Origin of the sequence: Mesorhizobium sp. M7A.F.Ca.CA.001.08.2.1 (assembly GCF_003998455.1) — a bacterium.
Taxonomy (GTDB): domain Bacteria; phylum Pseudomonadota; class Alphaproteobacteria; order Rhizobiales; family Rhizobiaceae; genus Mesorhizobium; species Mesorhizobium ciceri.
This window is the reverse complement of sequence record NZ_RZPW01000422.1, coordinates 1-5428: the sequence shown is the minus strand read 5'-3', so window position 1 is coordinate 5428 and position 5428 is coordinate 1. Positions and strand designations below refer to the sequence as shown.

Sequence of the window (5428 nt, the reverse complement as noted above, 5' to 3'; positions counted from 1 at the left end):
CTTCCGCACCTTCCAGCGCGCACATGCGCTTCTCGAACATGTCGACGGTCGGATTGGCGTAGCGCGAATAGATGAAACCCGGCTCTTCGCCCTTGAAACGGGCTTCGGCGGCTTGCGCCGTTTCGTAGACATAGCCTTGGGTGAGATAGATCGCTTCTGACGTTTCGCCGAAACCGGAACGCAGCGTTCCGCTGTGCACGAGTGCCGTCTGAGGCTTCCAGTTGCGCTTCTTGGTGCTCATCGCTTTTCTTCCAGACACAAAAAAACCGGCCGCGAAAGTCGCAACCGGTCCATACGGCCTTGCGGCCCGACGGTCCTTTAGCGACTTGTTTAACGTGGCTGCAAGCCGACCGGCCAAATCACCACGGGATAACGACCCTTTAGACCCGCACCGCGCTTGCGTCAATTGCTGGCTTCATTAAGAGGTTTGTACCAAGCAGGAGTGGAGCCTTGCGGCAGACAGGCATTCTTCCCGACCAGGACATATCGGCGCTGTTCCAGTCCGGCGCGCTGAAGTCGGCGCGTGCGCTCGACACCGACCAGATCCAGCCGGCCAGCGTCGATCTCAGGCTCGGCGACAAGGCCTGGCGGGTGCGCGCCTCCTTCCTGCCCGGCCCCAATCACAAGGTCTCGGAAAAGCTCGACCGGCTGCAACTGCACGAGATCAATCTGGCCGAGGGCGCGGTGCTGGAGACCGGCTGCGTCTACATCGTGCCCCTGCTTGAAAGCCTGGCGCTGCCGGCGGACATTTCAGCCTCGGCCAATCCGAAGAGTTCGACCGGACGGCTCGACATCTTCACCCGCGTCATGACCGATCGCGGCCACGAGTTCGACAAGATCGCGGCCGGCTATCATGGCCCGCTCTTTCTGGAAGTCAGCCCGCGCACCTTCCCGATCGTCGTCCGCACCGGGTCGCGCCTGTCGCAGATCCGTTTCCGCACCGGCAATGCGCTGCTCTCCGAAGCCGAGTTGCACGACCTGCATCGCACGCAGATGCTGGTCGCCACCGAGCCGCCGAACATTTCCGGCGGCGGCATCGCGCTGTCGATCGACCTCAACGGCGATCAAAGCGGCTTGGTCGGCTATCGCGGCAAGCATCACACCGGCCTCGTCGATGTCGACAAGCGCGCGGCCCAGGAAGTCGTCGACTTCTGGGAACCGATCCACAAGAGCGGCGCCGGCGAACTGGTGCTCGACCCCGATGAATTCTACATCCTCGTCAGCCAGGAGGCGGTGCATGTGCCGCCGCTCTACGCCGCCGAGATGACGCCCTTCGATCCGCTGGTCGGCGAATTCCGCGTCCATTATGCCGGCTTCTTCGATCCGGGCTTCGGCCATTCCGCATCCGGCGGCACCGGCAGCCGGGCGGTGCTGGAAGTGCGCAGCCATGAAGTGCCGTTCATCCTCGACCACGGCCAGATCGTCGGCCGGCTGGTCTACGAGCATATGCTGAAGCGGCCGCAGGCGCTCTACGGCACCGATCTCGGCTCCAACTACCAGGCGCAGGGCCTGAAGCTGTCCAAGCATTTCCGCGCCGCGCGCTGACCCTCATTGCCCCAAGGCAAAATACTTGCCTGTACCGGCTCGCCATGCTTGGCTGCCTTGCCGCCCGTCAAGCTGGCGGCGTTCAAGGGGAACCAAGAAAATGCGATTTTCGAAATGGGTCATATCGGCGGCGGGCGCTGCCATGCTGGCAACACTGGCCGGCTCTCTGTCGGTGCAGGCAGCCGAAAAAATCAAGATCGGCACCGAGGGCGCCTATCCGCCGTTCAACACCATTACCGCCGACGGCAAGGTCGAAGGCTTCGACATCGACATCGCCAATGCGCTGTGCGCGCAGATGAAGGTCGAATGCGAGATCGTTACCCAGGACTGGGACGGCATCATTCCCGCTTTGCAGGCCAAGAAATTCGACGCCATCATCGCCTCGATGAGCATCACCGAGGAGCGCAAGAAGCAGGTCGCCTTCACCAACAAATATTATACGACACCGCTGGCTCTGGTGGCGCCGAAGGACACCGATCTCACCTCGACCGAACCGGCGGCCCTTGCCGGCAAGACGGTCGGTGCCCAGGCTTCGACCACGCAGGCCGACTATGCCCAGAATGAATATGGCAAGGCGGGCGCGGAGGCCAAACTCTATCCCACCCAGGAAGAGGCGATCACCGACCTGACCAACGGTCGTCTTGACGCCGTGATCTCGGACAAGTTCGTGCTGATGGACTGGCTGAAGAAAGCAAGCGACGGCTGCTGCAAGCTGGTCGGCGACGTCAAGGGCACCGAGACCCAGGCCGGCATCGCCGTGCGCCTGGACGACACGGCCCTGCGCGACAAGCTCAACGCGGCCATCGACGCGATCGTTGCCGACGGCACCTACAAGAAGATCCAGGCCAAGTATTTCGACTTCGATATTTATTGAGGCAGAGGCGCCTTTTTCCTTCTCCCCTTGTGGGAGAAGGTGTCGCCGGAGGCGACGGATGAGGGGTGTTCCAGGGAACGCCAACGTTTCACTCCGCTGGAACACCCCTCATCCGTCTCGGCGCTAACGCGCCGATCCACCTCCCACTTGGGGAGAAGGAAAAGGCGCGCTCTCAAAGCGCCTTCACAGCCACCTTCACCGGCTGCTCGATCTCGAGCGGGTTGCGTAGCGGCAGGCCGAAATCCCCGGCCTCGATCTCGAAGACATCGCCGGCCTCGGTCGTGATGCCGTCGGCGAAGGACAGCGTCGCCGTGCCGAACATGTGCACATGCACGTCACCCGGCTGGCGAAAAGCCGCGTATTTGAAATGATGATGTTCGAGATTGGCGATGGTGTGCGACATGTTCGCTTCGCCGGACAGGAACGGCTTTTCCCACAGCACCTCGCTGTCGCGCACGATGCGCGAGGTGCCGCGGATGTCGGACGGCAGGTCGCCGATCAGGATCTCCGGCCCGAACGAGGCGTTGCGCAGCTTGGAATGCGCGAGGAACAGATAGTTCACGCGCTCGGTGACGTGGTCGGAAAACTCGTTCGACAGCGTGAAGCCGACGCGGAAAGGTGCGCCGTCGTCGCCGATGACATAGATGCCGGCGACTTCGGGCTCTTCGCCGGCGTCCTTGGCAAAGGCCGGTGACAGGAGTGCGGCGCCTGGTGCCACCGCCATCGTGCCGTTGCCTTTGTAGAACCATTCCGGCTGCACGCCGATCTGGCCTTTCGCCGGCTTGCCGCCCTCCAGCCCCATGCGGAACATCTTCATGGAATCGGTGAGCTGCTCCTCGCCGTCGGCGCTCAGCTTCTTGTGCATGGAATCGCGCGTCGCGGCGGAGCCGAGATGCGTCAGCCCGGTGCCGGTCAGGTGCAGATGCGCCGGATCGGGGTGATTGATCGGCGACAGCAGCCGCCCCTTCTTGTAAGCGGCCTCGAGATCGACCGTCTCGCCAAGCCCCTTGCGTTCGATCAGCGCGACGAGGCCGACGCCGGTGCGGGCGGCCTCCATCGCCAGCGAATAGACGCTGCGGGCGCCATTGATGATCCGGGTCTTGCCGCCATTGCGGGCGACGACGCGGATGGTCTCGGCGTCGTCAAGGATCTGGGAGATCAGCATGATGAATCCTCTCTCATTTGCCTTGGCAGGGCTGCCAAAACGGCAAACCTTGCTCAGCGCGGCCGGGACCTCGTCCATGCCACGGTTTAAATTCTCAGTTCGGATTGCGCTCGCGGGCCTGGTCCCTCAGGGACTTCTGTTACCGGCGGGTTGCCGGCAGCGTCGCGATCGTATGCCTCCTGCTTTCCTCGACCAGAGCAGTTCACCGTTTCACGGAAACGGCGAACCGCTCTAACTCATTGTCTTGGCGCAATTCCGGGCGGAAAACCGTTTCACACTTTTCCTGGAATTGCTCTTAAGTCCGTTCAAGCCTTGTTCTTGTTGTAGACGTCGAAGATCACGGCGCCGAGCAGCACCAGGCCTTTGACCACCTGCTGCCAGTCGACATTGACGCCCATGATCGACATGCCGTTGTTCATCACGCCCATGATGAAGCCGCCGACCACCGCGCCGATGACCTGACCGACGCCGCCCATCGCCGAGGCGCCGCCGATGAAGACGGCGGCGATGACGTCGAGCTCGCTGCCGAGGCCCGCGGCCGGCACCGCCTGTCCCAGTCGCGCCGCGATGATCAGGCCGCCGAGCGCCGACAGCACGCCCATATTGATGAACACCATCAGCGTCAGCCGCTCGGTGTTGATGCCTGACAGCTGCGCGGCCTTGGCATTGCCGCCCATGGCGTAGATACGGCGGCCGATGGTCATGCGCTTGGTGACGAAGACGAACAGCGAGATCAGCACGCCCATGACGAGCAGCACGACCGGCAGGCCTCTGTAGCTGGCGAACTCATAGACCAGGAACAGCGCCAGGGCGCTGGCGACCAGCGTCTTGACGACGAACAGGGCAAAGGGCTCGGCCTCATAGCCATGGCGTTCGCGCTTGCGGCGCGTCCTCACCCCGAAATAGGCATAGGCCAGCACGGCGATCAGGCCCAGCACGATCGTCGTCATGTGCAGCGTCAGGCCGCTGCCCATGATGGTCTTGCCGGCCGCGTTCACTGTCGGCGGGATCAGCGTCAGCGGGCCGATGACATCCGGGATGAAGCCCGAACTGAGCATTTTGAAGTCGTCGGAAAGCGGACCGACCGAGGATCCGCCGCCCAGCAGCGCCTGGCAGATGCCGCGGAAGATCAGCATGCCGGCCAGTGTCACGATGAAGCTCGGTATTCTGTGATAGGCGATCCAGTAGCCTTGCGCCGCCCCGATCAGGCCGCCCACGACGAGGCAGATGATCGAAACCACCAGCGGATTGCTGAGCGGTCCAAGTTGCCAGATGACCATCATGTTTGCCGCCAGCGCGCCGATGAAACCGGCGACCGATCCGACGCTGAGGTCGATATAGCCGGAAACGATCACCAGCAGCATGCCCAGCGCCATCACGATGATGAACGAGTTCTGCTGCACCAGGTTGCTCAGGTTCACCGGCTTGAACAGCGTTCCCGACGTGGTGAACTGGAAGAACAGCATGATGACGATCAGCGCGATGATCAGGCCGTATTCGCGCAGGTTCGTCGCCAGCGCCGAGACGGCGATGCGTGGACGCTGCTCTTCGGCGACATTGCCGTGCGGGGCGGGGGCGCTTTCGGTGCTCATGCTGCTTTTCCTTCTCCACGAACGATGGCGCGCATTATTTTTTCCTGGCTTGCTTCCGCGGCGGGCATTTCGCCCACGATGCGCCCTTCGTTCATGACGTAGATGCGGTCGGTGATGCCGAGCAATTCCGGCATTTCCGACGAGATGACCACGATCGCCTTACCCTCCGAGGCAAGGCGCGCGATGATCGTGTAGATTTCGTACTTGGCGCCGACATCGATGCCGCGTGTCGGCTCGTCGAGGATCAGCACG

General features: G+C 62.7%; 5 protein-coding genes, 1 pseudogene and 1 riboswitch. Of the genes and pseudogenes, 2 read left to right on the top strand and 4 right to left on the bottom strand.

Annotation, left to right across the window (positions count from 1 at the left end; translation table 11 throughout):
- Window positions 1-241: PLP-dependent transferase (locus EN914_RS22595; protein ID WP_206527223.1), on the bottom strand; the 241-nt coding region annotated here is incomplete at its 3' end.
- Between the two features lie 57 nt (window positions 242-298).
- Window positions 299-376: riboswitch (SAM riboswitch) on the bottom strand.
- A gap of 74 nt (window positions 377-450) precedes the next feature.
- Here EN914_RS22595 and EN914_RS22590 point away from each other — a divergent pair.
- On the top strand, window positions 451-1545 hold the full coding sequence (locus EN914_RS22590; RefSeq protein WP_024503158.1) for a 2'-deoxycytidine 5'-triphosphate deaminase: 1095 nt from the start codon (window positions 451-453) through the stop codon (window positions 1543-1545).
- Window positions 1546-1645: 100 nt separating this feature from the next.
- Window positions 1646-2419, top strand: coding sequence for an ABC transporter substrate-binding protein (locus EN914_RS22585; RefSeq protein ID WP_024503157.1), 774 nt, complete (start codon window positions 1646-1648; stop codon window positions 2417-2419).
- 172 nt (window positions 2420-2591) lie between these two features.
- Here the strand turns inward: EN914_RS22585 and araD1 are convergent, their stop codons facing one another.
- The 3 genes and pseudogenes from araD1 to EN914_RS22565 form a co-directional block, all read right to left on the bottom strand.
- On the bottom strand, window positions 2592-3584 hold the full coding sequence (gene araD1 / locus EN914_RS22580) for an AraD1 family protein (protein ID WP_013533635.1): 993 nt from the start codon (window positions 3582-3584) through the stop codon (window positions 2592-2594).
- A gap of 305 nt (window positions 3585-3889) precedes the next feature.
- Window positions 3890-5176, bottom strand: coding sequence for a multiple monosaccharide ABC transporter permease (gene mmsB / locus EN914_RS22570; protein WP_024503156.1), 1287 nt, complete (start codon window positions 5174-5176; stop codon window positions 3890-3892).
- Window positions 5173-5428 (bottom strand): annotated as a pseudogene (locus tag EN914_RS22565) (sugar ABC transporter ATP-binding protein); the annotation flags it as partial. The gene mmsB and the pseudogene EN914_RS22565, both read right to left, overlap by 4 nt.

What these genes read in the sequence shown, in the direction of transcription:
- EN914_RS22585 (WP_024503157.1), top strand. Translation starts at nt 1,646, where the DNA reads ATGCGATTTTCGAAATGGGTCATATCGGCGGCGGGCGCTGCCATGCTG.
- araD1 (WP_013533635.1), bottom strand. Translation starts at nt 3,584, where the DNA reads ATGCTGATCTCCCAGATCCTTGACGACGCCGAGACCATCCGCGTCGTC.
- mmsB (WP_024503156.1), bottom strand. Translation starts at nt 5,176, where the DNA reads ATGAGCACCGAAAGCGCCCCCGCCCCGCACGGCAATGTCGCCGAAGAG.